Origin of the sequence: Pseudomonas akapageensis (assembly GCF_011355085.1) — a bacterium.
GTDB lineage: Bacteria > Pseudomonadota > Gammaproteobacteria > Pseudomonadales > Pseudomonadaceae > Aquipseudomonas > Aquipseudomonas akapageensis.
Genome location: NZ_VXCP01000001.1, coordinates 339898 through 365188 on the forward strand (window position 1 = coordinate 339898; position 25291 = coordinate 365188).

24 protein-coding genes are annotated in these 25291 nt (G+C 60.0%); 9 read left to right on the forward strand and 15 right to left on the reverse strand.

The features are described 5' to 3' along the window. Positions 1 to 27 precede the first annotated feature (27 nt). The 5 genes from F2S13_RS01455 to F2S13_RS01475 form a co-directional block, all read right to left on the reverse strand. Positions 28 to 1095: a polyamine ABC transporter substrate-binding protein gene (locus tag F2S13_RS01455; RefSeq protein WP_246237692.1), complete on the reverse strand. Its 1068-nt coding sequence runs from the start codon at positions 1093 to 1095 to the stop codon at positions 28 to 30. 184 nt (positions 1096 to 1279) lie between these two features. Continuing rightward, positions 1280 to 2377, reverse strand: coding sequence for a polyamine ABC transporter substrate-binding protein (locus F2S13_RS01460; RefSeq protein ID WP_166358288.1), 1098 nt, complete (start codon positions 2375 to 2377; stop codon positions 1280 to 1282). Positions 2378 to 2537: 160 nt separating this feature from the next. Continuing rightward, on the reverse strand, positions 2538 to 3902 hold the full coding sequence (locus tag F2S13_RS01465; RefSeq protein WP_166358290.1) for an aspartate aminotransferase family protein: 1365 nt from the start codon (positions 3900 to 3902) through the stop codon (positions 2538 to 2540). Positions 3903 to 3953: 51 nt separating this feature from the next. Further along, positions 3954 to 5312: a glutamine synthetase family protein gene (locus tag F2S13_RS01470; protein WP_166358292.1), complete on the reverse strand. Its 1359-nt coding sequence runs from the start codon at positions 5310 to 5312 to the stop codon at positions 3954 to 3956. Between the two features lie 39 nt (positions 5313 to 5351). Further along, positions 5352 to 5711, reverse strand: a complete 360-nt coding sequence (locus F2S13_RS01475) for a gamma-glutamyl-gamma-aminobutyrate hydrolase family protein (RefSeq protein ID WP_166358294.1) — start codon at positions 5709 to 5711, stop codon at positions 5352 to 5354. Between the two features lie 277 nt (positions 5712 to 5988). On the opposite strand from F2S13_RS01475, the gene F2S13_RS01480 reads away from it, so the two are divergent. The 3 genes from F2S13_RS01480 (at position 5989) to F2S13_RS01490 (ending at position 8875) form a co-directional block, all read left to right on the forward strand. Continuing rightward, entirely contained in the window at positions 5989 to 7365 is a 1377-nt protein-coding gene (locus tag F2S13_RS01480; protein WP_166358296.1) for a glutamine synthetase family protein, read from the forward strand. A 212-nt stretch (positions 7366 to 7577) separates the two neighbouring features. After that, positions 7578 to 8234, forward strand: coding sequence for a TetR/AcrR family transcriptional regulator (locus F2S13_RS01485; RefSeq protein ID WP_166358298.1), 657 nt, complete (start codon positions 7578 to 7580; stop codon positions 8232 to 8234). Beyond that, the gene (locus tag F2S13_RS01490; protein ID WP_166358300.1) at positions 8231 to 8875 is read left to right on the forward strand and encodes a type 1 glutamine amidotransferase; all 645 of its coding nucleotides are present in this window, start codon (positions 8231 to 8233) and stop codon (positions 8873 to 8875) included. Before F2S13_RS01485 ends, F2S13_RS01490 begins: the two co-directional genes overlap by 4 nt. 67 nt (positions 8876 to 8942) lie before the next feature. Here F2S13_RS01490 and F2S13_RS01495 read toward each other — a convergent pair whose 3' ends face one another. From F2S13_RS01495 to ssuE, 6 genes are all read right to left on the reverse strand, one after another. Further along, positions 8943 to 9158, reverse strand: a complete 216-nt coding sequence (locus F2S13_RS01495; RefSeq protein ID WP_166358302.1) for a TOBE domain-containing protein — start codon at positions 9156 to 9158, stop codon at positions 8943 to 8945. Positions 9159 to 9201: 43 nt separating this feature from the next. Then, complete coding sequence (ssuB, locus tag F2S13_RS01500; RefSeq protein WP_166358304.1) at positions 9202 to 10014, reverse strand: aliphatic sulfonates ABC transporter ATP-binding protein; 813 nt, start codon at positions 10012 to 10014, stop codon at positions 9202 to 9204. Further along, on the reverse strand, positions 10011 to 10805 hold the full coding sequence (ssuC, locus tag F2S13_RS01505; RefSeq protein ID WP_166358306.1) for an aliphatic sulfonate ABC transporter permease SsuC: 795 nt from the start codon (positions 10803 to 10805) through the stop codon (positions 10011 to 10013). Before ssuC ends, ssuB begins: the two co-directional genes overlap by 4 nt. A gap of 10 nt (positions 10806 to 10815) precedes the next feature. Then, positions 10816 to 11964, reverse strand: coding sequence for an FMNH2-dependent alkanesulfonate monooxygenase (gene ssuD / locus F2S13_RS01510; protein ID WP_166358308.1), 1149 nt, complete (start codon positions 11962 to 11964; stop codon positions 10816 to 10818). Between the two features lie 56 nt (positions 11965 to 12020). Beyond that, entirely contained in the window at positions 12021 to 12986 is a 966-nt protein-coding gene (locus F2S13_RS01515) for a sulfonate ABC transporter substrate-binding protein (protein WP_166358310.1), read from the reverse strand. Positions 12987 to 13079: 93 nt separating this feature from the next. Then, positions 13080 to 13673, reverse strand: coding sequence for an NADPH-dependent FMN reductase (gene ssuE, locus F2S13_RS01520; protein WP_166358312.1), 594 nt, complete (start codon positions 13671 to 13673; stop codon positions 13080 to 13082). A gap of 440 nt (positions 13674 to 14113) precedes the next feature. Between ssuE and F2S13_RS01525 the strand changes: the two genes are divergently transcribed. Beyond that, entirely contained in the window at positions 14114 to 14404 is a 291-nt protein-coding gene (locus F2S13_RS01525; protein WP_166358314.1) for a DUF3077 domain-containing protein, read from the forward strand. Between the two features lie 170 nt (positions 14405 to 14574). Here F2S13_RS01525 and F2S13_RS01530 read toward each other — a convergent pair whose 3' ends face one another. Beyond that, on the reverse strand, positions 14575 to 15213 hold the full coding sequence (locus F2S13_RS01530; protein ID WP_166358316.1) for a peroxiredoxin: 639 nt from the start codon (positions 15211 to 15213) through the stop codon (positions 14575 to 14577). Between the two features lie 150 nt (positions 15214 to 15363). Beyond that, entirely contained in the window at positions 15364 to 16689 is a 1326-nt protein-coding gene (locus tag F2S13_RS01535; RefSeq protein ID WP_166358318.1) for an OprD family porin, read from the reverse strand. 455 nt (positions 16690 to 17144) lie between these two features. Between F2S13_RS01535 and tauA the strand changes: the two genes are divergently transcribed. Genes tauA through tauD form a run of 4 tightly spaced genes read left to right on the forward strand, consistent with a single transcriptional unit; the run spans position 17145 to position 20644 of the window. Continuing rightward, the gene (gene tauA, locus F2S13_RS01540; RefSeq protein ID WP_166358320.1) at positions 17145 to 18122 is read left to right on the forward strand and encodes a taurine ABC transporter substrate-binding protein; all 978 of its coding nucleotides are present in this window, start codon (positions 17145 to 17147) and stop codon (positions 18120 to 18122) included. Between the two features lie 18 nt (positions 18123 to 18140). After that, the gene (gene tauB / locus F2S13_RS01545; protein ID WP_166358322.1) at positions 18141 to 18935 is read left to right on the forward strand and encodes a taurine ABC transporter ATP-binding subunit; all 795 of its coding nucleotides are present in this window, start codon (positions 18141 to 18143) and stop codon (positions 18933 to 18935) included. Beyond that, positions 18932 to 19771 carry a taurine ABC transporter permease TauC gene (gene tauC / locus F2S13_RS01550; RefSeq protein ID WP_166358324.1) on the forward strand — a complete coding sequence of 280 codons (840 nt, stop codon included), beginning with the start codon at positions 18932 to 18934 and terminating at the stop codon, positions 19769 to 19771. The genes tauB and tauC overlap by 4 nt, the downstream gene beginning before the upstream one ends. A gap of 39 nt (positions 19772 to 19810) precedes the next feature. After that, entirely contained in the window at positions 19811 to 20644 is an 834-nt protein-coding gene (tauD, locus tag F2S13_RS01555) for a taurine dioxygenase (protein ID WP_166358326.1), read from the forward strand. A gap of 152 nt (positions 20645 to 20796) precedes the next feature. On the opposite strand, the gene betT is transcribed toward tauD, so the two are convergent. Both betT and epsC read right to left on the reverse strand, forming a co-directional pair. Then, a complete protein-coding gene (betT, locus tag F2S13_RS01560) occupies positions 20797 to 22797 on the reverse strand; it encodes a choline transporter BetT (protein WP_166358328.1) in 2001 nt (666 codons plus the stop codon). Between the two features lie 288 nt (positions 22798 to 23085). Beyond that, positions 23086 to 24027, reverse strand: a complete 942-nt coding sequence (gene epsC, locus F2S13_RS01565) for a serine O-acetyltransferase EpsC (RefSeq protein ID WP_166358476.1) — start codon at positions 24025 to 24027, stop codon at positions 23086 to 23088. 217 nt (positions 24028 to 24244) lie between these two features. Between epsC and F2S13_RS01570 the strand changes: the two genes are divergently transcribed. After that, complete coding sequence (locus tag F2S13_RS01570; RefSeq protein WP_166358330.1) at positions 24245 to 25243, forward strand: D-cysteine desulfhydrase; 999 nt, start codon at positions 24245 to 24247, stop codon at positions 25241 to 25243. Positions 25244 to 25291: the final 48 nt, after the last annotated feature.

Here is a 25291-nt window from a genome sequence, read left to right on the forward strand (position 1 = left end):
CGCCCGCCAGGGTCGGACCGTGGATATTTATTTGCCCGACTTGACCTTGGTCCAGATGCGGGTCATCAATCGTTGAATTTTGGGTGGCAATTCAGAGTTGACATAAGTTTTGTCCAGCACCGCTTGCGGTGGGTACACCGCTTCATCGGTCCGTACTTTCTGATCCATCAGCGCGCCAGCCGCTGGATTGGGGTTGGCATAGCCGACGTAATCGCTGACCTGGGCGATCACCTCAGGCTCGAGCAGATAGTTGATAAACGCATGGGCTTCTTTGACATTGGCAGCGTCACGCGGAATCGCCAGCATGTCGAACCAGAGGTTGCCGCCCTCCTTGGGGATCACATACGTGATGTTCACACCCTTGCCGGCTTCGGCGGCACGGGCCTTGGCCTGGAATACATCGCCGGAGAAACCGGCAGCCACGCAGATCTCGCCATTGGCCAGGTCCGAGATGTATTTGGAAGAGTTGAAGTAGGTCACGTAAGGCCGCACGGCCAGCAACTTGTCTTCAGCTTTCTTGTAGTCCGCTTCATTGGTGCTGTTGGGCGAAAGGCCTATGTAATTCAACACCGCCGGGAGCATCTCATCGCCGGAGTCGAGGAACGCGACCCCACACTTGGAAAGCTTCTTGATGTTCTCGGGCTCGAAGAGCATGGCCCAGGAGTCGATCTTGTCGACGCCCAGCACGGCCTTGACCTTCTCGGCGTTGTAGCCGATGCCGTTGGTGCCCCACAGGTAAGGCACGGCGTACTGATTGCCCGGGTCGTTCTTTTCCAGACGCGCGAGCAGCGCAGGGTCGAGGTTCTTCCAATTGGGCAGCAGCGACTTGTCGAGCTTCTGGAACGCCCCCGCCTTGATCTGCTTGCCGAGGAAATGGTTGGACGGCACCACCACGTCATAGCCGGTATGGCCTGCGAGCAACTTGCCTTCCAGAGTTTCGTTGGAATCGAAAACGTCATACACCGGCTTGATGCCCGTGGCTTTCTGGAAGTCCGCGAGGGTGCTCTCGCCGATATAGTCGGACCAGTTATAAATATGCACGGTCTGTGCGGCCTGCACACTGGCTACCAGCGTAAGACCCGCGCCAGCCAGCATGGCCTTGCGAAACAAAGAATTAAACAAATGGGAGGTCCTCTCAATAGTGCCCGTGTCAGACGGCAGAAACCTGCCGGACAACAAACCGGCGCGCAACTTACCTTCGATAAACCCATCCGGCAAAACTTTCTGTCATTTAATGTCTGTTGCCGCGGCTATCAGGCCGCGACAACAGGTATTTCAATTACTTACCCGATTTGATCTTGGTCCAGCTGCGGGTCATGATCCGCTGTGTAGCGGCCGGCAAGTCGGCGATCGCATACAGCTTGGCCAGCACGTCCGCTGGCGGGTAAACGCCCGGGTCGCTGGTGATGTCCTTGTCCACCAACGGCGTTGCCGCCGCGTTGCCGTTCGGGAAACGCACGGTGTTGGTGATCTCGGCCATGATTTCCGGCTTCATCAGGAAGTTCATCCACTTGTAGGCGCCTTCGACGTTCTCGGCATCCTTGGGGATGGCGACCATGTCGTAGAAGCTGCCTGCACCTTCCTTGGGAATGTTGTAGCTGACTTTTACCTTGTCGCCGGCTTCCGAGGCACGGGACTTGGCCTGGTAGACGTCACCCGAGTAACCGACGGCGACGCAGATGTTGCCGTTGGCCAGGTCGGAAATGTACTTGGACGAGTGGAAGTATGCGATCGAAGGACGGACCTTCATGATCAGCGCTTCAGCCTTGTCGATGTCTTCTTTCTTCTGGCTGTCGGTTGGCAAGCCCAGGTAGTGCAACGCCGCCGGAATCATCTCGGTTGGCGAGTCGAGGAGGCTGATGCCGCAAGCTTTCAGCTTTTCAGCATTTTCCGGCTTGAAGATCAGATCCCAGGAATCGGTTGGTGCGTCGGCACCCAGCGCCGCCTTGACCTTCTCGGCGTTGTAGCCAATACCGATCGAACCCCACATGTACGGGAAGGCATGCTCGTTGCCCGGGTCGCTCACCGATACGGCCTTGAGCAGGTCAGGGTTCAGGTTTTTCCAGTTAGGCAGCTTGGACTTGTCCAGCTTCTGGTAAACGCCGGCCTTGATCTGCTTGGCCAGGAAGTTGTTGGACGGCACGACCACGTCGTAGCCGGACTTGCCTGCCAGCAACTTGGCTTCCAGGGTTTCGTTACTGTCAAAGACGTCATAGACGACCTTGATGCCCGACTCTTCCTCGAACTTCTTCACAGTGTCCGGCGCAATGTAGTCCGACCAGTTGTAAACGTGCAGGACTTTATCGTCAGCCTGAACAGCACCGGCCATTGCCCCCAACAGCGACATTGCGAGGAGAGTCTTGCCCAATTTCTTCATGCGAAATGCTCCAGTTATTTTTTTACCTGTTCAGAAGCCGCTTCTCTGTCATCCAAGAGCCGGGCGACCGGAACAGTCCACAGTCTGGCAAGTTACAGGGCGCCCTTTCAAGTGAAGGTCGCCCTTATTACATGACGCTTTTCTGCGCTGAGACTAGCACTTAGCCGTTCAATGCTTCCAAGGTCAGGTCCAGGCATTTGCGAGCTTTGGTAACAAGCTCGTCGATCTCTTCATGAGTGATCACCAGCGAAGGTGCAATGATCATGGTGTCGCCCACGGCGCGCATGATCAGTCCATTGTCGAAACAGAAGGTCCGGCAGATCATGCCAACACCCTTGTCTGTATAACGTTCGCGAGTCGCCTTGTTCTTGACCAGCTCGATTGCCCCCAGCAACCCCAGCCCGCGAACCTCACCCACCAATGGATGGTCGTTCAGTTCACGCAGGCGTTTCTGCAAATAAGGTGCCGTGTCGGCTTTGACGCGTTCGATAATTTTCTCATCACGCAGGATGCGGATGTTTTCCAGGCCGACCGCAGCCGCCACCGGGTGGCCGGAATAGGTGAAACCGTGGTTGAAGTCGCCACCTTCGTTGAGCACCTTGACCACTTCGTCACGCACGATCACACCTCCCATCGGGATGTAGCCTGACGTCAGGCCCTTGGCGATGGTCATCAAGTCCGGCTTCAAATCATAGTAGTCGCTACCGAACCACTCACCGGTGCGACCGAAGCCACAGATGACCTCGTCGGCCACGAACAGGATGTCGTACCTGGCGAGGATTTCCTTGATCTTCGGCCAGTAGGTATCCGGAGGAATGATCACGCCGCCGGCGCCCTGGATCGGCTCGGCAATGAAGGCTGCGACGTTGTCGACGCCGACCTCGAGAATCTTCTTCTCCAGTTGCTCGGCCGCCCACACGCCAAACGCGTCCGGGGTCATGTCGCCGCCTTCGCCGTACCAGTAAGGCTGCGGGATATGCACGATGCCGGGAATCGGCAGGTCGCCCTGTTCATGCATCCCGGACATGCCGCCCAGGCTTGCGCCAGCCACGGTGGAGCCATGGTAGCCATTGATACGGCCGATGATGACTTTCTTCTCTGGTTTGCCCTTGAGCTTCCAGTAGTGACGAACCATGCGCAGCACGGTGTCGTTGCCTTCGGAGCCGGAGCCGGTGAAGAACACGTGGGTCATGCCGGCAGGCGCCACATCGGCAACCACCTTGGACAGTTCCAGCACCGGTGGGTGCGCGGTCATGAAGAAGGTGTTGTAGAACGGCAGCTCTTTCATCTGCTTGCTGGCAGCCTGCACCAGTTCGTCACGGCCATAACCGACGGCTACGCACCACAGGCCGGCCATGCCGTCCAGGATCTTGTTGCCTTCACTGTCCCACAGGTGAACACCCGCGGCCTTGGTGATGATCCGCGGGCCTTTTTCCTTCAGCTGTTTATAGTCGCTGAACGGGGCCAGGTGATGCTCACTGCTCAGGGCTTGCCACTCGAGAGTTTGCGGGTTCTTGACGCTCATACGCTTCTCCGGATTCCAGGGGCCGTGCAACCGCTGCGGCCCCTGTGTTGATCAGACCGCGAACAGCAGGAATTCACGTTCCCAGGAGCTGATTACGCGCTTGAAGTTCTCATGCTCGGCGCGCTTGACCGCGACGTAGCCGATGATGAATTTTTTACCCAGGTACTTTTCCAGGGCATGGCATCGTTCCATGCGTTCCAGGGCATCTTCGATGGTCAACGGCAGACGAAGATTGCGTCGCTCATAACCGCGACCCTTGACCGGCGCGCTCGGGTTGATGCCTTCAACCATGCCGATGTATCCGCACAGCAGGCTCGCAGCGATTGCCAGGTAAGGGTTGGCGTCAGCGCCTGGCAGACGGTTCTCGACCCGGCGGTTTTGCGGCCCGGCATCCGGTACTCGCAAGCCCACGGTACGGTTCTCTTCGCCCCATTCCACGTTGACCGGTGCCGACGTATCGGGCAGGAAGCGGCGGAACGAGTTGACGTTCGGCGCGAACAGCGGCAGCAACTCGGGGATGAACTTCTGCAGGCCACCGACGTGGTGCAGGAACAGTTCGCTCATGGTGCCGTCTTCGTTGGAGAAGATGTTCTTGCCGGTATGAATGTCGACGATGCTCTGGTGCAAGTGCATGGCACTGCCCGGCTCGCCGGTCATGGGCTTGGCCATGAAGGTGGCGGCGACGTTGTGCTTGAGCGCCGCTTCGCGCATGGTCCGCTTGAACACCAGGATCTGGTCGGCCAGCGACAGCGCATCGCCGTGACGGAAGTTGATCTCCATCTGCGCCGTGCCGTCTTCGTGAATCAGGGTGTCCAGGTCCAGGTTCTGCAGTTCGCACCAGTCATAGACATCTTCGAACAGCGGATCGAATTCGTTGGCCGCTTCGATAGAGAAGGACTGACGCCCGGTTTCCGGGCGCCCGGAGCGGCCAATCGGCGGCTGCAGCGGGAAGTCCGGGTCTTCGCAGCGTTTGGTCAGGTAAAACTCCATCTCCGGCGCCACGATCGGCTGCCAGCCCTTGTCGGCATAGAGTTTCAAGACTTTCTTGAGCACGTTGCGCGGCGACAACTCGATCGGGTTGCCCTGCTTGTCATACGTGTCGTGGATCACCTGCGCGGTCGGCTCGATGGCCCAAGGTACGAGAAACACCGCTTTCTCGTCGGGACGACAGAACATGTCGATGTCGGCCGGGTCCAGCAATTCGTAATAAATGTCGTCTTCGACGTAATCGCCGGTGACCGTCTGCAGCAAGACACTTTCAGGCAAGCGCATGCCCTTTTCGGCGATGAACTTGTTGGTCGGGGAAATCTTGCCGCGAGTGATCCCGGTGAGGTCGCCGATCATGCATTCGACTTCGGTGATCTTGTGCGCTTTCAACCAATCGGTGAGCTGGTCGAGGTTGGTACTCATAAATACCTCAGGAGGTAATTACCTGAATCTCTGGAAGATTCAGGCGCTTTTTGACGCATCCGCGTCGTGTTGTGTTGCCCGTTCTCGGCAGGCATCGCCGAATGCCTGAAAAATAGCAAGATATGGGGCTTGCTGGTGCAAAGTACCGCCGAAGGCGCCATTCATTTCCTCAAATCCCCGGCAACTGCGGAGCACAGGCACGCCAGCCGCCACAGCCGCACGAATCAGCGGTAAAGTAGTACGGTCGCGTTCAGGATCATGAACTGTATCCGCTTCGCTTGAAGGGCCACTATAGTGAAGAGGTTGGGCGCGCAGAGACTTGTCGCCACTGATGTGGAACACATGCAAACCGATCTGCCTGGTGCAGACGGTCATGCCGATAATCGGCAGGCGAGACATGGAACCCCCGGCTTTATTGCTGTTATGGGTTGCAATCGAGCTTAGCCTTGTTCATTTTTTTACACAACACCCCTGTAAAAAATAGAACACGGTCCGCTCAAGCCTGTATCTGCCGAGACGGCAAACGTGTTTTGAGCGCCCTAAAGTGCGACAAAAATAGCTTTTTAGCGCTTTTTTAGGGCAAAACAGGGCTTCCTTGACTTCAGTCCGGCTTTCGGATTGACTGAATCAGTAAGAGCTCATTGATTGAAATTTTTAACAACAAAGGTGTTGCATCATGTCGGTACCCCCGCGTGCCGTTCAGCTTAACGAAGCGAACGCATTCCTTAAGGAACATCCTGAGGTTCTGTACGTTGACCTTCTGATTGCAGATATGAATGGTGTGGTGCGTGGCAAGCGCATTGAACGCACCAGCCTCCATAAGGTTTACGAGAAAGGCATCAACCTGCCGGCCTCCCTTTTTGCCCTGGATATCAACGGCTCGACGGTGGAAAGCACCGGTCTTGGCCTGGACATCGGTGATGCTGACCGAATCTGCTATCCAATCCCCGATACCCTGTGCAACGAGCCATGGCAGAAGCGTCCTACCGCGCAACTGTTGATGACCATGCACGAACTGGAAGGCGATCCGTTCTTCGCCGACCCGCGCGAAGTGCTGCGCCAGGTTGTAACCAAATTCGACGAACTGGGCCTGACCATCTGCGCCGCGTTCGAACTGGAGTTCTACCTGATCGACCAGGAGAACGTGAACGGCCGGCCTCAACCACCTCGCTCGCCAATCTCCGGCAAACGCCCACATTCGACCCAGGTTTACCTGATCGACGACCTGGACGAGTACGTCGATTGCCTGCAAGACATCCTCGAAGGTGCGAAAGAACAAGGCATCCCGGCCGACGCCATCGTCAAGGAAAGTGCCCCGGCGCAATTCGAGGTGAACCTGCATCACGTTGCCGACCCGATCAAGGCCTGCGACTACGCGGTACTGCTCAAGCGTCTGATCAAGAACATCGCCTACGACCATGAGATGGACACCACCTTCATGGCCAAGCCTTACCCGGGCCAGGCAGGCAATGGTCTGCACGTCCATATTTCGGTACTCGACAAAGAAGGCAAAAACATTTTTGCCAGCGAGGATCCCGAGCAGAACGCCGCGCTGCGTCACGCGATCGGCGGTGTGCTCGAGACCCTACCGGCGCAGATGGCCTTCCTCTGCCCGAACGTCAACTCGTACCGTCGCTTCGGCGCCCAGTTCTACGTGCCTAACTCACCAAGTTGGGGCCTGGACAACCGTACCGTGGCGATTCGCGTGCCCACGGGTTCCGCGGACTCGGTGCGCATCGAGCATCGCGTCGCCGGCGCCGACGCCAACCCGTACCTGCTGATGGCTTCGGTCCTGGCAGGCGTGCACCACGGCCTGGTCAACAAGGTCGAGCCAGGTGCGCCAGTCGAAGGCAACAGCTACGAGCAGAACGAGCAAAGCCTGCCGAACAACCTGCGCGATGCCCTGCGCGAGCTGGACGACAGCGAAGTCATGGCCAAGTACATCGATCCGAAATACATCGATATCTTCGTGGCCTGTAAAGAGAGTGAGTTGGAGGAGTTCGAGCACTCCATCTCGGACCTCGAGTACAACTGGTACCTGCATACCGTTTAAGCGGGTGCAGTAAAGAAAACAGCCGTCGGCCACAAAGCCGGCGGCTTTTTTATTCTCGTTCCCACGCTCCGCGTGGGAATGCATCCTACGACGCTCTGCGTCGCGCACGTACAAGCCGACGCGAAGCGTCTGGCACCGCATCCCCACGCAGAGCGTGGGAACGAGGAACCGGGCTCGGATACAATGCCCCCAACCCCGCACCGGAGATCACCATGACGCGCCTAGCCACGCCCCGCAAACCACGTGCCCGCAGCCAGGCCCGGATCGACTCGATACTCGATGCCGCGCGCTTTCTGCTGGCCAGCGAAGGGGTGGCCAGCCTGTCGATCTACAGCGTGGCCGAACGCGCGCAGATTCCACCGTCTTCGGTGTATCACTTCTTCGCCAACGTACCGGCACTGCTCGAAGCGCTGACCGCCGATGTCCACAGCGCGTTTCGTGCTTGCCTGCTGGCGCCGATCGATCACGCCGGCCTGACCCAGTGGCGCGACCTGTCGCGGCTGGTCGAGCAGCGCATGCTGCTGATCTACAACCAGGATGCCGCCGCCCGCCAGTTGATCCTTGCCCAGCACGGCCTGAGCGAAGTCACCCAGGCCGACCGCCAGCACGACATCGAGCTGGGCGACCTGATGCACAAGCTGTTCGATCACCATTTCCAGTTGCCGGCCCTGCCCACGGATGTCGACGTCTTCGCCCTGGCCATGGAGTTGGGCGACCGGGTCTACGCACGCTCGGTGCAACTGCACGACCAGATCACCCCGCGCATGGCCGAGGAAGGCATGAGAGTGTTCGATGCCTACCTGGGCCTGTACCTGCCGCCCTTCCTGCCCAAACGCGATGCCCCCACCATTCAGGTAATCCGCCCATGACAGCGCAACCCATCGTCACCGTGGTGCAGCATCACCCCGCCGAAGGCCCCGGCGTCATCGCCCAATGGGCCCAGGCGCGCGGTCTGCCCTTGCAGGTTTTCCGTGCCGATCTGGGGCAACTGCCACCCACAGACAATGCACCCGTCATTCTTTTGGGCGGGCCCTATGAGTCAAAAGCCGGGCCCGAGTGGCTGGAAAGCGAGCGGCAATGGCTGCAGGCCTGTGTGAACGAGGGCGCAGGGGTCTTCGCTATCTGCCTGGGCTCCCAACTGTTGTCACTGAGCCTGGGTGGCAATGTCAGCAGAATGGAGCGTCCGGAAACCGGCTGGACACCCGTGACGTTCAGCGACGGCAAAACGCTAAAGGTCCTGCAATGGCATGAAGACACGTTCGACCTGCCGCCTGGAGCCCAACTGCTTGCCAGCAGCGCGCAGTGCCAGCACCAAATGTATTCGGCAGGCCCCAGGCGCTTCGGGCTGCAATTTCATCCGGAATGGAACCAGGCCTCGGTCACAGAACTCAACGCCCATTTCGCCGACGAGTCGCCGTTACCGCGCGGCGAGCCTGACGAGCAGGCGTTTGCGCAAGTAGCCCAATGGTTTTACGTCACCCTGGATCAATGGTGGGTGGCCTGCCGCTGACGGTTTTCCAAAAGACTTAACCCCGGAAAAGCAGGGCTAGTCCGGGGTTATGCACATCTCATCGGCCTTACAGTTTGGCGATCGACACCTCCGTCGATTTCACGAAGGCAATCACTTCACTGCCGACGGCCAGTTCCAGCTCCTTGACCGAGCGCGTGGTGATGACCGACGTGACGATGCCCGAGGCCGTCTGCACGTCGATTTCCGAAAGGACCGGACCTTCGAGGATTTCCTTCACGGTGCCTTTGAACTGGTTACGTACGTTGATCGCTTTGATAGTCATGTTTTTGCTTCCTTCCTGTGGGTAGAGATAAATCACGTAGAGATCAAAGAGCCCAGCGCAATTGCGTAGGCAGGGGTGCAACGGGTTCTGGTTCGGGCGTAGTGCCCGGGACCGACAACACTCGGTTGAGTACTTGGGTTTCCAGCGCCGCCAGGCGGTGTGAACCGCGTGCCCGCGGCCGTGGCAAGTCGACCTGCAGATCGAGGCCGACCTGACCTTCTTCGATCAGGATCACCCGATCGGCGACGGCCACCGCTTCACTGACATCGTGGGTAACCAGCAACACCGTGAAACCGTGTTGCTGCCAGAGCCGTTCGATCAGTTGCTGCATTTCGATGCGGGTCAACGCATCCAGAGCGCCCAGCGGCTCGTCGAGCAACAACAGGCGCGGCTTGTGGATCAAGGCACGGGCCAGGGCCACACGCTGCTTCTGCCCGCCCGACAATGCCGCCGGCCACTCATTGGCACGTTCGGCCAGGCCGACCGCTTCCAACGCCTCAAGCGCCTGCGGCCGCCAGTTGCCCGTCAGGCCGAGGCCGACGTTATCGATGACCTTTTTCCAGGGCAGCAAACGGGCTTCCTGGAACATCAGCCGGGTGTCTTCGCGCGCTTCACTCAAGGGCGCGGAGCCAGCCAGCAATTGCCCGTCCGTGGGCTGGTCGAGACCGGCGAGCAGGCGCAGCAAGGTGCTCTTGCCGCAGCCGCTGCGCCCGACGATGGCAACGAACTGACCGGCCGGAATATGCAGATCGACATCGCGCAACACCTGGCGCTCGCCGAAGGCCTTGCGCAGCTTGTGCACAGCCAGCGGAATCCCGCGTAGCAGCCGTGGCGGTTGTTCATGAAGGATGGTCATGCGGCACCTCCCTTGGCCACTTGATAGGCCGGATGCCAGCACAACCAGACACGTTCAAGACCGCGTGCAGCGAGGTCAGCCAGCTTGCCGAGCACCGCGTACATCAGGATCGCCAACACCACCACATCGGTCTGCAGGAACTCCCGGGCATTCATCGCCAGGTAGCCAATGCCGGAGCTGGCGGAAATGGTCTCGGCGACGATCAGGGTCAACCACATGAAGCCCAGGGCGAAACGCACGCCGACCAGGATCGAAGGCAAGGCGCCGGGCAGAATCACCTGACGGAACAGGCTGAAACCGGACAAGCCGTAGCTGCGTGCCATCTCCACCAAAGCCGGATCGACGTTGCGAATACCGTGGTAGGTGTTCAAATAGATCGGGAACAAGGTGCCAAGTGCCACCAGGAAAATCTTCGCCGACTCATCGATACCGAACCACAGAATCACCAAGGGGATCAGCGCCAGGTGCGGCACGTTGCGGATCATCTGCACCGAGCTGTCTAGCAGGCGCTCGCCCCACTTCGACAGACCGGTGATAAAGCCCAGACTCAGGCCAAGACCGCCGCCGATCAAGAAGCCGATACCCGCACGCCAGCCGCTGATCGCCAGGTGCGTCCAGATCTCGCCACTGCGCACCAGGGCGACACCGGCTTCGACCACCGCACTGGGCGCCGGCAGAATCCGCGTCGACAGCCAGCCAGTGCTGACTGCCAGTTGCCAGACCGCCAGCAACAGCGCCGGCAGCAACCAGGGCGACAGCTTGAAGATGAATGTGTCCGATGTGCGGCTCATGCTCGTGCCCTCAGCGCTGCTTGTTGGCTTTGGGCAGGATGTCGTTGGCGACCATCTCGCCGAACGGGCTGACGTAGTTGGCGCCTTGAGGCTGTTCCGGGCGCTGGACATCCAGGTGCGGGAACAGCAACTCGGCGACGCGATACGATTCTTCCAGGTGCGGATAGCCGGAGAAGATGAAGGTATCGATGCCCAGGTCCGCATATTCCTTGACCCGCGCCGCCACTGTCGGGCCGTCGCCGACCAGTGCAGTACCGGCACCGCCACGCACCAGGCCGACGCCCGCCCACAGGTTCGGGCTGACTTCCAGGTTGTCGCGGTTGCCGCCATGCAGGGCCGCCATGCGCTGCTGGCCGACCGAATCGAAGCGCGCCAGCGAGGCCTGGGCCCGGGCAATGGTGTCATCGTCCAGGTGCGAGATCAGTCGTTCGGCGGCCTGCCAGGCTTCAGCGTTGGTTTCGCGCACGATCACATGCAGGCGAATGCCGAAGCGTACGGTACGTCCCTGTTTGGCCGCCTTGGCGCGAACCTCTTCGATCTTCTGCGCCACAGCCTCCGGTGGTTCGCCCCAGGTCAGGTACAACTCGACCTGCTCAGCCGCCAGGTCCTGGGCTGCCTCGGAAGAACCGCCGAAATACAGCGGCGGGCGTGGTTGCTGTACAGGTGGGTAAAGCAGCTTGGCGCCCTTCACAGTGATGTGCTGGCCGTCGTAATCCACCGTCTCGCCTTCCAGTACACGGCGCCAGATGCGCGTGAACTCAACGGAGGCCTGATAGCGTTCTTCGTGGCTGAGGAACAAGCCATCGCCCGACAGCTCTTCCGGGTCACCACCGGTGACCAGGTTGAACAACGCACGGCCACCGGACAGACGATCAAGGGTCGCCGCCTGACGCGCCGCCACCGTTGGCGAAATGATCCCCGGGCGCAGGGCCACGAGAAACTTCAGGCGCTGGGTGACCGGGATCAGCGAGGCTGCCACCAGCCAGGAGTCTTCGCAGGAGCGACCCGTGGGGATCAGCACCCCGCCAAAGCCGAGGCGATCGGCAGCCTGGGCGATTTGTTGCAAGTAACCATGGTCGACCGCGCGAGCACCTTCGGCGGTGCCAAGGTAGTGGCCGTCACCGTGGGTTGGCAGGAACCAGAAAATATTGAGGCTCATGGAGTTGTCTCCTAAGTGTGTCAGGGCCGGAGCGGTGCCCCGGCCCGGAAAAATCGTTACGGGGCGGTGGCGACTTTGGCCGGCGGCGTCCAGATCACATCCTTGATGCTCAAGGGCTTGGGAATCAGCTTGAGCTGGTAGAAGGTGTCGGCGATTTTCTGCTGCGCGCTGACGATTTCAGGCGAGAGGAAGGCGGCACCGAAACTCTGGCGTTTGACGGCGGTGAGCGTGATGTCGGCCGGCAGGCCCAGCAGCGGTGATACCTGGTCGGTCACTTCCTGCGGATTGGCCTTGGACCACTCGCCAACGGCGCGCACTTGCTCGACCAGTGTCGCAATCACTTGCGGGTGCTGTTGGGCATAGGGCTTGGTGGCCAGGTAGAACTGATGGTTGTCGACGATGCCCTTGCCGTCGCGCAGGGTGCGCGCCTGCAATTGCTGTTCAGCGGCGGCCTGGTACGGATCCCAGATGACCCAGGCATCCACGCTACCCCGCTCGAATGCGGCGCGGGCATCGGCCGGCGGCAGGAACACGGTCTGGATGTCGCTGTATTTCAGGCCGGCGTCTTCCAGGGCGCGCACCAGCAGGTAGTGCACGTTGGAGCCTTTGTTGAGCGCGACTTTCTTGCCCTTGAGGTCTTTCACCGATTTGATCGGCGAGTCCTTGGGCACCAGGATCGCTTCGCTGTTTGGCGCTGGCGGTTCGTAGGCGACGTAAAGCAGATCGGCACCGGCGGCCTGGGCAAACACCGGTGGCGTTTCGCCGGTCACGCCAAAGTCGATTGAGCCGACGTTCAACCCTTCTAGCAGCTGCGGACCACCGGGGAACTCGGTCCATTGCACTTGAATGCCCTGGTCAGCCAGGCGCTTTTCCAGCGAGCCCTTGGCCTTGAGCAGCACCAGGGTGCCGTATTTCTGATAACCGATACGCAGGGTTTCGGCTTGAGCTTGAGTAATGGCGCCGAAGGACACAGCCGCAGCAAACAGAGCGACCAGACCACGACGCAAAATGACAGTGCGCATAGCGCTCTCCTTTTGCGGTTGGGTTCAGGCTGCACCTGCTTGCCCGTTGGCGGGCGAGTAAGGCGAGTAGATCTACATGGGGGTTACAGCGGCTCAGATGCTCCAGCGGGAACTGAGCAGGCGTTCATTCAACAGTCGCGGGTCCAACGGTTTCGGCCTCCTGGCCAAGGCGCTGTGAAACAGCTCCAGCGCCTCATTCAAACGTTCCTGCAATGCCGGCGACAACTGCGCCTTGGCAGAGCCCTCGCCGTAGGCGATCTGGCTGTCGTCAGCAAAGATCCCCTGCAGCGTTTCCTGCGCCTTGAGCGCTGCCAGTACAGGCTTGAGCGCGTAGTCGATAGACAACATATGGGCGATGCTGCCGCCCGTGGCGATCGGCAATACAACCTTGTGGCTCAGTGCCCGTTCGGGCAGCAGATCCAGCAAGGTCTTCAGCGCGCCGGAGAACGACGCCTTGTACACCGGCGTCGCCACCACCAGGCCGTCGGCCTGCTCAACCAGTTCCAGAAAATTCAAAACCTGTGGGCTGTCGAAGCGTGCATGCAGCAAATCTTCGGCGACAAAATCACGCACCTGAAAATTCACGACTTCTACGCCCTGCCCTTGCAGCCAGTGCTTGCAACGCTCCAGCAACACACCGGAGCGCGAGCGAAGACTGGGGCTGCCACCGATAGATACGACCAGCATTCAAACGTTTCCTTGTCAGGGTCAACGGGTGGTGCGAGGTGGGTATCTCGCTGGGAATGGGGAGACATTAACAGCTGTTGTATATGTCTTAAAATCATATTTATTCATTTGATTATGCCTTTAATGAATATAAAAATATGCCGTTACCAGTGCTGATCTTTTAGTGAAAGGTCCTAGGAACTATCCTGCGTGCGCTGTCGCTTCTGGCTGATTGTTCGGTCCAGGTCGGGGGAATAACTTTGCTCTGTCGCTGGAAACCAGCGACGGGTGTGAGAACCCGATTAGGATATCGATACCAGTTTTATGGCAGCCATACGTGGGCAGATTTCGGTCTGGCCGGGTTTCGTATCCCTCGGTTTCTCACCCCACGTACGGCTGCCACCCTGAGCTGTGAGAAGTTCAGACGGCCGTCTCCTTAGTCGGATACGAGAGCACCACAAATGAAAAAAATCACCCCCGACCCACCTTTCACCCTCGGCAAAACCACCACCACCCCATTCGGCACCTGCGATGCCGGCCACGCCCCTTTGTTCGCTGTACGCAATGGCATTGCCGCTGAAGATGCGCTGGTGCATGCCTCGTTGTTGTTGCGCGGGGTTTGCGATAGCACCAGTGCTTGTTTTCAGCCGGGCAGTAGCCTGGAGCACGATGGTTTGCTTTGGTCGAGCCTGCATAGTGCCGAGATGGCGAAGGCGTGGGTGGATGCGGTGCTGGATGGAATGCAGGTCTAAGCCGACTCCTCGTTCCCACGCTCCGCGTGGGAATGCAGTGCCTGACGCTCCAGCGTCACAGCCGCGACGCGGAGCGTCGCTGGATGCATTCCCACGCAGAGCGTGGGAACGAGAAAAAAAAGGGGCCGTAAAAACGGCCCCAAACCCTGCTATGTCTAAATCTGGAAACATCAACGATTCGGCTGCGGCGTCAATCGCAAATAAGGCTTCACCGCCCGATACCCCTTGGGAAACCGCTGCGCAATCTCCGCCTCGTCCTTGAGCGAAGGCACGATCACGACATCATCCCCATCCTGCCAGTTGGCCGGCGTCGCCACCTTGTGGCTGTCGGTCAGTTGCAGCGAGTCGATGACCCGCAAAATTTCGTGGAAGTTGCGCCCGGTGCTCGCCGGGTAGGTGATGGTCAGGCGGATCTTCTTGTTCGGGTCGATCACGAACAGGGAGCGCACCGTCAGGGTGTCGTTGGCGTTGGGGTGGATCAGGTCGTAGAGGTCGGAGACCTTGCGATCGGCATCGGCCAGAATCGGAAAGTTGACCAGCGTGCTCTGGGTTTCGTTGATGTCTTCGATCCATTTGTGGTGCGAGTCCACCGGGTCGACCGACAGGGCAATGGCCTTGACCCCGCGCCTGGCGAATTCGTCCGCAAGCTTTGCCGTGAAGCCCAGTTCCGTGGTGCACACCGGCGTGAAGTCGGCAGGGTGCGAGAACAGGACACCCCAGCTGCCGCCGAGCCATTCGTGCAAGCGGATCGTGCCGGCGCTGGATTCCTGTTCGAAGTCGGGGGCGATGTCGCCGAGTCTGAGGCTCATGGTGCGGCTCCTTTTCAATGGTCTGTTGGGGACCACTGTGCCGGGATCTTTATTGAATTAAAAAGAATAAATATTGATTTATTTAGACCAAAAAGAAATATAAAAATATGCACGAAAAAAGGCCCCGCACCTATGCGAGGCCCTTCTGACTTACAGGAAGCTGTAGGTGTAGTTGAAGATCACGCGGGTCTGGTCCTGGTTGGCAATGCTTTCGCCACCGCCACGGTAGGTACCTTGACGCACAGTGGCGCCAAAGCCCTTGAGCACGCCTTCCTGGAAGACGTAGTCGACACGCAGGTCACGCTCCCACTCGGAGTAATCGCCGCTGCCACTCTTGTTCCTGATGTCCTGACCGTTCAGGTAAGCGACCGAGGCCTTCAAGCCGGGTACTCCGAGACGGGCGAAGTCATAGGAGTACTGACCGAAGTTGGTGTTCTCGCCGGCACGGGCGAACTGGTTGACCATAGAGTCGGTGAACAGGTAGAAGCTCGAGCCGCCGTTGCCTTCGAGGTTGCCATTGCTGTCCCGCACACTGCCCTGGTTCAACCAGACGAAACCGCCGTCGTCGCTGACTTGCTGGCGACCCAACATGAACGCATGGCCACCCAGGGTGTAGGTGAACATGGCGCTCCAGGTCTTGTTGTCGACCTCGCCGGGGGTCTGGGCAAAACCTCCGTTGTTGTCGAAGGCAAAACCGGTCTGGCCGTTCTTGCCGTCGGAGCGGCTGTCGAAGTAGCGCAAGTCAGTCTTGAACGACTGGTCGTTGCCAATCGGGTAGACATGCACCAGGCCCAGGTAGTTTTGCGTGTAGAAGTTTTCCAGGTTCGAGTAGTAGTACTGCAGCATCAGGTCCTTGGTGACTTTCCAGTCGGCACCGCCAAAACGGAACTGGTTGCTGTCACGGAAGGCACCCGAGACCGACAGCCCGGTACCGTTGCTCGATGCACGGCCGTAGGCGTGCTCCAGCTGACCGGCGGTGAAGGTCACGTTGTCGATTTCCTTGGAGGTGACGATGCCACCCTCGAAGGTCTGCGGCAGCAGGCGACTGTCGTTCGAGACCAGGATGGGCAGGTTCGGCGCCAGGGCGCGGCCCAGGTGGCCTTCGGTCTTGGAGATGCGCGCCTTGACGTTGGCGCCGACGCGGCTCCATTCATCCACTGCCGAGCCATCGCTGTCGCTTGGGAAGAAGGTGTTGTTGGCTGGATGGTGGCCTTTGCCGCCATCGAGGTGAATACCCCAGAGCGCCTGGGCGTCGACACCGATACCGATGGTGCCCGGGGTGAAACCGGAGGCGTAATCGAGCTTGAAGCCTTGGGCCGATTCGCGCTGGTCCGCCCCGCCTTCACGATTGTCGTTGTTGAAGTACATGGTGCGGGAACTGATCGCGGCCTTGCTGTCCTCGATGAAACCGGCAGCACCGGCTTGCTGGGCCAACACCCCCACGGCCACGGCAAGCGCCAAGCTGGATTTGTACATGTTCTGCTCCTCTGGTTTTCTAATTCTTGTGTTCATAGGCCGGGGATCTGCTGCCCCCTGACCGCTGATGAGCGATTAGCACCAAAGCGCGACTGACCAGTCAATCGTAACTGGTCATTTCGAGACTATGGTCTAACACGCTCGTTGACTGGACACAGGTTATTAAGATTTGGTTAATCCCAAAAAGAATTATTTGTTAGTTTTTAATTCTTTTTTAGAATATGTAACTACTTGTGTGCAGCACTACATCACAGATTCATGACGGTTTTATGAATAATAGACTGGCTTCGACGCACCGGTTTTTAGACCGTTTAGACAGGTTTCATTCGCTGAGGGCCAATCCCTCAAAAGTCGTTAGCTCCTAAGCTAATGCAAAAAAGTTATTTATTTTATGTTTTTTAGATCATCTAGGCTTCTAGTCAGTCCATTCCAAACGCCTGACCAGGAGCTATCCCATGACCCTGCATACCCCTCTCCGCCTGTTGGCAGCATTGTCCCTGGCGGGTGCGAGTTTCTTTACCCATGCAGCCGACCTGACGGTCGCCTACCAGACCACCGTGGACCCGGCGAAAGTCGCCCAGGCCGATGGCGCCTATGAAAAAGCCAGCAAGGCCAGCATCGACTGGCGCAAGTTCGATGGCGGCGCGGAAGTCATCACGGCCGTCGCCTCGGGCGATGTGCAGATCGGCTACGTGGGCTCCAGTCCTCTTACCGCAGCTGCGACCCGCCAGTTGCCAGTGGAAACCTTCCTGATCGCCACCCAGATCGGCGCCGCCGAAGCGCTGGTGGCGCGCAACGGTTCGGGGATCAATTCGCCCCTGGACCTGATCGGCAAGAAAATCGCCGTGCCGTTCGTCTCCACCGGCCACTACAGCCTGCTGGCCGCGCTCAAGCAGTGGAACATCGACCCTGCGAAAGTCACCATCGTCAACCTGGCACCACCGGCGATCACCGCCGCCTGGAAACGCGGTGACATCGATGCCACCTACGTTTGGGACCCTGCCCTGGGCGTTGCCAAGGAAAACGGCAAGGTGCTGATCACCTCCGGCGATCTGGCCAAGACCGGCTCACCGACCTTCGACGCCTGGATCGTGCGCAAGGACTTCGCCGCCAAGCACCCGGAAATCGTCAAGGCCTTCGCCAAGGTCACCCTCGATGCCTACGCCGACTACCGCAAGGACCCGCAGGCCTGGCTCGCCGACAAGAGCAACGTCGACAAGCTGGTGAAACTCTCCGGCGCCAAGGCCGGCGACATTCCCGTGCTGCTGCAAGGCAACGTCTACCCGTTGGCCAAGGACCAGGTGACGGAACTGGGTAACCCGACGACCCAGGCGATCACCAAGACCGCCGCCTTCCTCAAGGAACAAGGCAAGGTCGACAGCGTGCTGGCGGACTACTCGCCTTACGTCAACGCCACCTTCATCACCAACTGATCATCGAGAGTCGCGGCCATGGCCCTGTTACAGCTGGAGCGCATCAGCGCACAGTACCCCGGCGCAACCACGCCTGTGCTTGCGGATATTTCTCTGACCCTGGGGCCCCGGCAATTGCTGGTGGCCCTCGGCCCTTCGGGCAGCGGCAAGACTTCTTTGCTGAACCTGATCGCCGGGTTCGTTTCACCCAGCGCCGGACGCATCACCCTGGATGGCGTCCCCATCAGCGGGCCGGGCGCCGAGCGTGGGGTGGTGTTCCAGGATGACGCCCTGCTGCCTTGGCAGGATGTGCTGGCCAACGTTGCCTTTGGCCTGGAGTTGGCCGGTGTACCGCGCCAGCAACGGGAACAACGAGCGCAGGAGATGCTCGCGCTGGTCGACCTGGCGGGCTTCGGCAACCGGCGGATCTGGCAGTTGTCCGGCGGGCAGAAGCAGCGTGTTGGCCTGGCCCGTGCCCTGGCGGCAGACCCACGTCTGTTGCTGATGGACGAGCCCTTCGGTGCCCTCGACGCCTTCACTCGCGAGCAGATGCAGGAACTGTTGCTGCAGGTCTGGCGGCGTACTGAAAAGCCTGTGTTTCTGATCACCCATGACATTGAGGAGGCGGTGTTCCTGGCTACCGATCTGGTGCTGCTGGCGCCCAACCCCGGGCAGATCGTCGAACGCCTGCAACTGGATTTCGGACAGCGCTATGCCACGGGCGAGTCGGCGCGGTCGATCAAGTCCGATCCCCTTTTCATCGAAACCCGCGAGTACATCCTGGCGCAGGTTTTCTCGCAACGCAGCGCCGCGCCGCGGCAGGAGCCCGCATGAGCAGCCTCCAGATTCCGGCAGCATTGAAAGACCCTGCCGCATCCATTCCTGCACCTGTCCCGGGACGCCGCTTGAGCACCCGCTGGATCAGCACGCTGACACTGGTCACCCTGCTGTCGATCTGGTGGGCAGTTACCGCTGGCGGCTGGATCGAGCCTCTGTTTTTGCCGGCCCCTGCTGCTGTTCTGGAAAAAGGCTGGTTGCTGGCAACCCAGGGCTACATGGAATCGACCCTCTGGCAGCACCTGAGTGCGAGCCTTGGGCGCATCGGCCTGGCCCTGGGCGCTGCGATTCTCACGGCCATTCCGGTGGGCATCGCCATTGGCCACAACCGCATCGCCCGCGGCATTCTCGACCCGCTGATCGAGTTCTACCGGCCGATTCCGCCGCTGGCTTACCTGCCCTTGATCGTGATCTGGTGCGGTATCGGTGAGCTGTCGAAAGTGCTGCTGATTTACCTGGCGATCTTCGCCCCCATTGCCATCGCCACGGCAACCGGCGTGCGCACGGTCGACCCGGCCAAGCTGCGTGCCGCGCAATCCCTGGGGGCCACGCGCGCCCAGTTGATTCGCCACGTGATCCTGCCCAGCGCGCTGCCCGAGATCCTCACCGGGGTGCGTATCGGCCTGGGTGTCGGCTGGTCGACCCTGGTGGCTGCAGAACTGATTGCCGCCACCAGCGGCCTGGGTTTCATGGTGCAGTCGGCCGCCCAGTTTCTGGTCACCGACGTGGTGGTACTCGGCATCCTGGTGATCGCCCTGATCGCCTTTGCCCTGGAAATGAGCCTGCGCGCCCTGCAAAGAAAGCTGGTGCCCTGGCACGGCCAAAGCCACTGAGCCCCTGAACTAAAAAGCCTGAATTTAGCGAGACCGATCATGAGCCTGACCATTACCCCCCTCAGCCCGGCCCTTGGCGCCCAGATCCAGGGTGTCGACCTGAGCGCCGAATTAAGTGCCGAACACCGCAACGCCATCGAACAGGCGTTGCTCGATCACCAGGTACTGTTCTTTCGTGAGCAGCCACTGAATCCTCAGCAACAGGCACGTTTTGCTGCGCACTTCGGTGATCTGCATATCCACCCGATCTACCCGAACGTGCCGGAAACGCCACAAGTCCTGATCCTCGACACCGCCGTGACCGACGTGCGCGACAACGCGGTCTGGCACACCGACGTGACCTTCCTGCCAACCCCGGCACTCGGTGCCGTGCTCAGCGCCAAGCAGCTTCCGGCCTATGGTGGCGATACCCTGTGGGCCAGCGGGATTGCCGCCTATGAGGCGCTTTCAAAACCGCTGAAAAAACTGCTCGACGGCCTGACCGCGACCCACGACTTCACCAAGTCATTCCCACTCGAGCGCTTTGGCAGCACTGCCGAAGACCTGGCCCGATGGGAGCAGACCCGCCGCAATAACCCACCACTGTCGCACCCGGTCATCCGCACCCACCCGGTCAGCGGGCGCAAGTCACTGTTCGTCAACGAGGGCTTCACGACGCGGATCAATGAGCTGACGGACATCGAAAGCGAGGCCATCCTCAAGTTGCTGTTCGCTCATGCAACCCGCCCGGAGTTGACCATTCGCTGGCGCTGGCAAGAGAACGACGTGGCCTTCTGGGATAACCGCGTCACCCAGCACTACGCCGTGGATGACTACCGGCCGCAGCGGCGGGTGATGCATCGGGCGACGATTCTGGGGGACAGGCCGTTCTGAATTTGACCGGACACCACCTCGTTCCCACGCTCTGCGTGGGAATGCATCCCCTGACGCTCCGCGTCGACGCTGGAGCGTCTATCACGGCATTCCCACGCGGAGCGTGGGAACGAGGGTCAGGAGCGTGGAAACGAGGGGCAGGCCGGCGATGATCAGCGCACCAGATGCAGGAACTGCAAATGCCGCTCGTACTGATCGAGGATGTCGTTGATGATCTGCTCCTTGCTGTAGCCGACCAGATCGTAGTCCTGACTCCCCTCGCTCAGGTGCACTTCGGCACGGTAGTAACGACGGTTCTTCAACTCGTGAGCACCGATGCCCGCAAGCGCGAAGGACGGTGTGAAGTAGCCGCGCATCTGCACTTGGTAGATAAACGGGCGCTCCTCGCCATGACCGATTTCCAGGCTCACGTTGTCGTGGCTCGGGTCTTCCTGGGTGGCCACGTTCAGCCCCTTCTCGGCGAACACGGCGGTCACCTCGGCGATGGCCGGGCGCACCGAGCTTTCCATGAAGCGATAGACCTCGTCACGGGATGGGAAATGTAACGCATGGCTCAGGCGTTGCCGCCATCCGCCCATGCCTCGGCCAGACGCCGCAACCGGCGCCAGCGAATAAAGCTGGGCAATCTGCCGCTGCGATTCGAGGTAGAACGCCTTGTGCAACCCCCACATCATCGCCAGCAGAATCAGCGAGAACGGCAGCGAAGTCAGTACCACTGCCGACTTCAATGAGTCGATGCTGCCTGCGAACAAAAGCCCGCTGGTGACCAACCCGGTCATCACGCCCCAGAACACACGCAGCCAGTTCGGCCCATCTTCATCCGGTCCGCCGCCACGCGCCGACAAGGTCGAAAGCACCACGGTGCCGGAGTCGGCCGAGGTCACGAAGAAGACGAAGCTGATGAACACCGTGACGGCGATCACCGCCTTGCTCCAGGGGTAGGTTTCCAACAACAGGTAGAGGGTCATCGAGGGATTGTCGATGGCCGATTGGCCCAGCGCGGTCATGCCGTGGTTGAGCACTTGGTCGATGGCGCTGTTGCCGAAGATCGACATCCACGCCAGGGTGAAGCCCAGCGGAATCAGCAGCACGCCGAAGACGAACTCACGAATGGTCCGGCCGCGTGAAATACGCGCGATGAACAATCCCACAAAGGGCGACCAGGCAATCCACCAGGCCCAGTAGAACACCGTCCAATTGCCCAGCCAGTCGCTCGGTTGCTTGTAGGCATAGACGTCGAAACTTTTGTTCGGCAACGCCCCGAGGTAGTCGCCGAGGTTCTGGATCAGGGTATTGAGCAGGTGCTGGGTGGGCCCGGCGAACAGCACGAACAGCAGCAGCCCACAGGCCAGTAGCATGTTGATGTCGGACATCACCCGCACACCCTTGTCGACGCCGGCGATGGCAACGATGATCGCCGCGCCCATCATCAGTGTGATCAACATGACTTGCACCCATTGGGTATGGGCAATGCCGAACAGATAGTCCAGGCCCGAGTTGAGGTGCAGCACGCCGAAGCCCATGTCGGCCCCCAAACCGAAGACCGTAGCGATGATGCCGAATCCGTCGACCGCATAACCGATGGGCCCGTTGATGCGCTTGCCAATCAATGGGTACAAGGCCGAGCGCAAGGCCAGCGGCAGGTTGTGGCGGTAGGCGAAATACGCCAGCGCCATGCCGACGAAAGCGAACACGCCCCAACCATGCAAGCCCCAGTGCAGGAACAGCAACTGCATCGCCTGGCGCCCAGCCTCCACTGTGCCGGCCTCGCCTTGCGGCGGCTGCAGCATATGGGTCAGTGGTTCGGATACACAGAAGAAGAACAGGGTGATGCTGATGCCGGCGGCGAACAGCATGCCGGCCCACGACAAGTAGCTGAATTCGGGCTCGTCGTGGTCGGCACCGAGCTTGATCTTGCCGTAGCCAGACAAGGCGGTGACCACCACGAAGACCAGATACAGCGTCATCGCCAGCATGTAATACCAGCCAACGGTGTTGGCCGCCCAGTTTTGCGCCGCCAGCAGCCATTGTCCGGCACGTTGCGGCGCGGCGATGACCACCAGGCCGAAGACAAGAATGAAGCTCGCCGCGAAGTAGAACACCGGCGGGTTCATGCGGATGTTGCCGTTTTTGGAAGTGATCGAGGTACTCATGGGCGGAGCACCTCGGAGGGTTGGAAAGGCTTTAAATAGAGCGGGTTCAGCAAGGGAATCCTCCTGTTGAACACCGGTAGCGAACCACCGATTTAACTTGAACGGACGTTCAAGTTAAACATGGATGGGGGTGACAAGACCAATCGGGGCAGACTTGAGGCCGCTTTGCGGCCTAATCGCTGGCAAGCCAGCTCCCACAGAGGTAACAGGTGACCACCAAATGATTGGCCGGTCACTAAACCCTGTGGGAGCGGGCTTGCCCGCGATGAGGCCCGCCATCTGAAATACTTACTTCTGCGACCCATCATCATGCTGCAGATTAGCCTGGGTCAGATTGCTCCCCGGCGCTACGCTGCGCGTCAACCAGACATTGCCACCGATGGTCGACCCCTTGCCGATCGTGATGCGCCCAAGGATAGTCGCCCCGGCATAGATCACCACATCGTCCTCGACGATCGGGTGGCGCGGTTGGCCTTTCTGCAACTGCCCGTCTTCGTCGGCCGGGAAGCGCTTGGCGCCCAGGGTCACGGCCTGATAGATGCGCACGCGCTCGCCAATGATCGCCGTCTCACCGATCACAACGCCGGTACCGTGGTCGATGAAGAAGCTCGGGCCGATCTGTGCGCCGGGGTGAATGTCGATGCCGGTCGCCGAATGGGCGAGCTCCGAACTGATCCGCGCCAGCAAGGGCAAGCCGGCACGGTACAGATGATGGGCCAGGCGATGATGGATCACCGCCAGAATTCCCGGGTAGCACAACAACACTTCATCGACGCTGCGAGCCGCCGGATCACCGTGGTAAGCCGCCAACACATCGGTATCGAGCACGCCGCGCAAGCCCGGCAAGGCCGCTGCGAAGTCCTGGACCAGGCGCACCGCATGGGCATCGATCTCGGTGTCATCGGCCTTGCCTCGGCGCGCCACATACCGCAGTTCAAGACGCGCCTGAGCCAGTAGCGAATTGAGGGCGACATCGAGGGTATGCCCGACGTAAAAGTCCTCGCTCTCTTCACGCAGGTCCACCGGCCCCAGCCGCATGGGGAACAAGGCACCGCACAGCTGCTCGAGGATTGTGCGCATGGCCTCGCGGGACGGCAACTCACGACCGCCATGTTCACCGCTGCTGCGCCCGTTCTGGCTGCGCCATTGATCACGGGCAGCACGCAGTTGACCCACAATCGTCTGCAACTGCCAATGCCCCGAACTGCTTTCGGCCTGTGCTTGCGCAATCTCGCTCACGGTTCCCACTCCTGCCACGCTCGTTGGTCGACGGCACCGTAAAAATGGCCGCCCTTTCGGCGCCCACTCTACGGCAAAACCGTCATGTTCAAAAAATAACGGATTCTGTCGGGACCGCTTCATCCGGACATAAGCCGGCTCGTGAAGGCAGTTGCCCAGTGCTCGATGGCTGCCTATAGTCGAGGCTTTACCCCACAGCTGAAATCCCATGATCAAACAACAGCTCGCTCGCTTCAATCGCCTGGATCTGCTTGGTGCCCCGACCGCACTGGAAAAGCTCGAGCGCCTGTCCGAGTGGGCTGGTCGCGACATCTACGTCAAGCGCGATGACACCACGCCACTGGCCCTTGGCGGCAACAAACTGCGCAAGCTCGAATACCTGGGCGCCGATGCCCTGGCCCAGGGTGCCGACACGCTGATCACCGCCGGCGCGATTCAGTCGAATCACGTACGGCAGACGGCTGCCCTGGCCGCCAAACTCGGCCTGGGTTGCGTCGCCCTGCTGGAAAACCCCATCGGCACCACCCAGAGCAATTACCTGCAAAACGGCAATCGCCTGCTGCTGGACCTGTTCGACGCCAAGGTCGAGCTGGTGGAAAACCTCGACAATGCCGACGAGCAACTGCGCGCCCTGGCCGTACGCCTGCAAGCCGGCGGCAAGAAACCGTACCTGGTGCCCATCGGCGGTTCCAATGCCCTGGGAGCCCTGGGTTATGTGCGCGCAGGTTTTGAACTGGCCGCACAAATCGAGCAGACCGGCCTGAACTTCGCCGCTGTGGTGCTGGCTTCAGGCAGTGCCGGCACGCATAGCGGCCTGGCCCTGGCGCTAGGCGAAGCATTGCCGCAACTGCCGGTGATCGGTGTGACCGTATCGCGTACCGACCAGGACCAACGTCCGAAAGTCCAGGGCCTGGCCGAACGTACCGCCGAATTGCTTGGCGTGCCGATGCCGGACAGTTTCAAGGTCGAGCTGTGGGACGAGTACTTCGCCCCACGCTATGGCGAGCCGAATGCCGGGACCCTGGCGGCGATCAAACTGCTGGCCAGCCATGAAGGCCTGCTGCTCGACCCGGTCTACACCGGCAAGGCCATGGCCGGCATGCTGGACGGCATTGGCCGTCAGCGCTTCAACGATGGCCCGCTGATTTTTCTGCACACCGGTGGGGCTCCTGCATTATTCGCCTACCCTGATGTCTGGGCGAGTTGATACGGGTAAATTCAAAGACACAAAAAGGTATATGAAAATTATTTTTTA